The sequence below is a fragment of the Paraglaciecola sp. genome, assembly GCF_051252315.1.
Classification (GTDB): domain Bacteria; phylum Pseudomonadota; class Gammaproteobacteria; order Enterobacterales; family Alteromonadaceae; genus Paraglaciecola.
The window spans coordinates 1-3783 of record NZ_JBPOFP010000211.1; the positions used below are offsets into that span (position 1 = coordinate 1).

At 36.8% G+C, this 3783-nt stretch carries 3 protein-coding genes and 1 pseudogene; all 4 read left to right on the top strand.

Annotated features, from left to right (window positions below):
• The first annotated feature begins 61 nt into the window (after positions 1-61).
• Positions 62-1696, top strand: a complete 1635-nt coding sequence (yidC, locus tag ACSHXM_RS21225; protein WP_435692317.1) for a membrane protein insertase YidC — start codon at positions 62-64, stop codon at positions 1694-1696.
• A 103-nt stretch (positions 1697-1799) separates the two neighbouring features.
• Positions 1800-2282 carry a YajQ family cyclic di-GMP-binding protein gene (locus ACSHXM_RS21230; RefSeq protein WP_435692319.1) on the top strand — a complete coding sequence of 161 codons (483 nt, stop codon included), beginning with the start codon at positions 1800-1802 and terminating at the stop codon, positions 2280-2282.
• Positions 2283-2288: 6 nt separating this feature from the next.
• Positions 2289-3671 (top strand): tRNA uridine-5-carboxymethylaminomethyl(34) synthesis GTPase MnmE, encoded by a 1383-nt coding sequence (gene mnmE, locus ACSHXM_RS21235; RefSeq protein ID WP_435692321.1) that lies wholly within the window; start codon positions 2289-2291, stop codon positions 3669-3671.
• A 2-nt stretch (positions 3672-3673) separates the two neighbouring features.
• A pseudogene (locus tag ACSHXM_RS21240) lies at positions 3674-3783 on the top strand (nitric oxide synthase); the annotation flags it as partial.

The following is a 3783-nucleotide window of genomic DNA, read 5'->3' on the forward strand; positions in this document are numbered from 1 at the left end:
GTTTAATGGTTTGAAATAACTAAGTCACACAAAATAAACACCTAGTTAATTAGAGTATTTTATGGAATCCCAACGCAGTTTTATATTAATTGCCTTAGCTTTTGTCTCTTTCATGTTATGGCAACAGTGGCAAGTAGATTATGGTCCAAAACCGGTTGAAGCAGCACCTGCTGTTTCACAAAATAGTACTGACGGTAATGCTGCTGATGTACCTCAAGCTACGTCTAACGGACAAAGCTTTGTCCCGAGTACAGAACAACAAGCTGGAAAAGTTATATCTGTTACTACCGATTCTCATATATTAAGTATTAATACTGTGGGAGGTGATGTTGTTTCAGCAAACCTAGCAAAATATCCAGTTGAACAAAATTCACCTGAACCTTATAGCTTGTTGAGACCTAGTGGAATAGAGTTATTTATTGCACAAAGTGGTCTTATTGGAAAAGATGGTCCCGATGGCAGTAAAGCAGGGCGCCCTACTTATACAACCACTCAAGATAATTATACTTTGGAGGGCGAAACCCTCACCGTGCCACTTAGTTTGGTAACTGTTGACGGCCTTAAAATTACCAAAAACTTTGTATTCACCAAAAACAGTCACAAAATTGATGTGAGTTACATAGTTGAAAACAACAGTAGTGATACAAAACAACTACAACAGTATGCTCAACTGAAACAAAGCATGTTAAAAGAAGACGGCAGTATGTTTATGCCAACCTATCGCGGTGCAGCAATTGCTACTGAAGAAAATGGCTATGAAAAATATGGCTTTGACGACATGGCAGATAGAAACCTGAAAGAAACTACACCTGCTGGTTGGGCTGCAATGATTGAGCATTACTTTGTTTCTGCATGGGTTCCACCACAAAACGAAACAAACAACTTATATAGCCGAGTATTACAAGATACTAATGGCGTAATAGGGTTTACAGGTCAATCAATTAACATTAATGCTGGTGAAACAGCACAAATCAATAGTGTCTTATATTTAGGACCTAAAGATCAGGATGTCCTAGCCAATATCGCGACAAAATTAGATTTAACCGTAGATTACGGCTTTTTATTTATGATTTCTCAACCACTATTCACCTTCTTGAAATTTATTCATAGCTTGGTAGGAAACTGGGGCTTCGCCATAATATTGATCACTATTGTGGTTAAAGGTGCTATGTACCCATTAACCAAAAAACAATATGAATCAATGGCAAAAATGCGGGCTCTAAAGCCTAAAATGGATGCCCTTAAAGAACGTTATGGTGACGATAAGCAAAAAATGCAGCAAGCCATGATGAAGATGTACAAAGAAGACAAAGTCAATCCAATGGGAGGGTGCTTTCCTTTATTACTACAAATGCCAATTTTCTTAGCTTTATACTGGGTATTATTGGAAAGTGTTGAAATAAGACATGCTGACTTTATTTTCTGGATAACAGACTTAAGTTCTAAAGACCCGTTCTTTGTTTTACCTGTATTAACAGGTGTCAGCATGTATTTACTGCAAAAACTTCAACCAATGACAATGACAGACCCTATGCAACAAAAAATCATGCAGTTCATGCCTGTTGCTATGAGTCTATTCTTCTTTATTTTCCCAGCAGGATTAGTATTGTACTGGTTAATCAGTAACATCATTACGTTAATCCAAGCTAAGTTTATCTACGCCTCTATGGAAAAACGTGGATTACAAACTAAATAAATAGAATAATCAAAAGCCCGTTTTATAGCTAAATTTGGTTATAAAGCGGGCTTTTTTGTGCATACAATACAATCATCAAATTATTTACCTAGGGATTACAATTATGCCTTCTTTAGACATAGTGTCAGAAATTGACTTAGTAGAAGTTAAAAATGCCGTTGATAACGCCAGCAGAGAACTAACAACACGTTTCGATTTTAGAGGTGTAGAAGCATCTTTTAGTTATGCAGACGAAATTGTAACTTTAAAAGCGGAAGGTGACTTTCAAATTAAACAAATGATGGATATGTTACGTACTGCCTGCGCAAAACGTGGAGTAAGTAATGCAGCGCTTGATCCTCAAGACTTAGATATAACAGGCAAAACTCACAAAAAGTCGGTTAAATTTAAACAAGGCATCGAACAACCGATTGCTAAAAAACTCATTAAAAAAATCAAAGATGCCAAGTTAAAAGTTCAAGCTCAAATCCAAGGTGACCAAGTACGTGTCACTGGAAAAAAACGAGACGATCTACAAAAAGTAATCGCATTAGCTAAAGATGCTGATTTAGAACAACCTTTGCAATTTATCAACTTTAGAGACTAACAACTCATGACATCAAACGGGTTAATTGACCAACAAGAAACCATTGTTGCCCAAGCCACAGCTCCGGGTAAAGGTGGTGTAGGAATAATCCGTGTTTCCGGTCATTTAGCCAGCGCAGTTGCAAAAGCCATTTTGGGAAAAGTTCCAGAAACACGACATGCAGAGTACTTAACCTTTTCTGATGAAAATGGCGAAACTATCGATCAAGGTATAGCCATATTTTTTAAAAATCCTCATTCTTTTACCGGTGAAGATGTTCTTGAACTACAAGGTCATGGTGGTCAAGTCGTATTAGATATGTTGCTAAAAAGCATATTAAAACTACCAAAAATTAGAATTGCTAAACCTGGTGAATTTAGTGAACGAGCATTCTTAAATGACAAATTAGATCTTGCTCAAGCAGAAGCAATAGCCGATTTAATTGATGCAAGTTCTGAACAAGCTGCAAAAGGAGCATTGCGTTCTTTACAAGGTGCTTTTTCTAAGAACATTAATAATTTAGTTGAGCTTGTTATTCATTTACGAATGTACGTTGAAGCGGCCATCGATTTTCCTGATGAAGAAATCGATTTTCTAAGTGATGGTAAAATACAGAAAGATCTGAATAGTATTATTCAAGCTTTTGAATCATTACGTCAAGAAACTAAACAAGGTGCCCTTCTAAGAGAGGGTATGCGCGTGGTGATTGCTGGAAAGCCTAATGCGGGTAAATCTAGTCTATTAAATGCGCTTGCTGGTAAAGAAACCGCAATTGTTACAGACATTGCTGGAACCACTCGTGATGTTTTAAAAGAGCATATTCATTTAGATGGTATGCCATTACATATTATTGATACAGCTGGGCTAAGAGACAGCCCAGACAAAGTTGAAAAAATAGGTATTGAACGGGCTTGGCAAGAAATTCGAGAAGCAGACCGTGTTTTATTTATGTTGGACAGTACTGAATCATCTGAAACTCACCCAGAAAAAATTTGGCCAGAATTTTACCAACAGTTGCCAAAAAATATTGGTTTAACAGTAATCCGTAACAAAATTGATTTATCTGCAGAATCAAGCGGCATTGACAATAGTGGTGAGTATCCCGTAATTGCATTATCAGCAAGTAATCAACAAGGTATTACTCATCTAACCGGTCACCTTAAAGAATGTATGGGATTTAATGCAAACTCAGAAGGCCAGTTTATTGCGCGTCGTAGACATTTAGATGCTATAGACAGAGCTGCAGAACATTTATATTTAGGTAAACAACAATTAGAAGACCATCTAGCCGGAGAATTATTAGCTGAAGAGTTACGTTTAACGCAACAACATTTAAACGAAATTACTGGTGAATTTAGTTCTGACGATTTACTAAGTAAAATATTTTCGTCTTTTTGTATTGGAAAGTAGACATGGCCAAGTTTGAAATAATAGTAGGTAGTGTGCTTGGTGCCAGTGAATATGTTGCTGATGCACTACAAGAAGTGTTAGAAACGCAAAACCACCAAGCTAACATCCATCT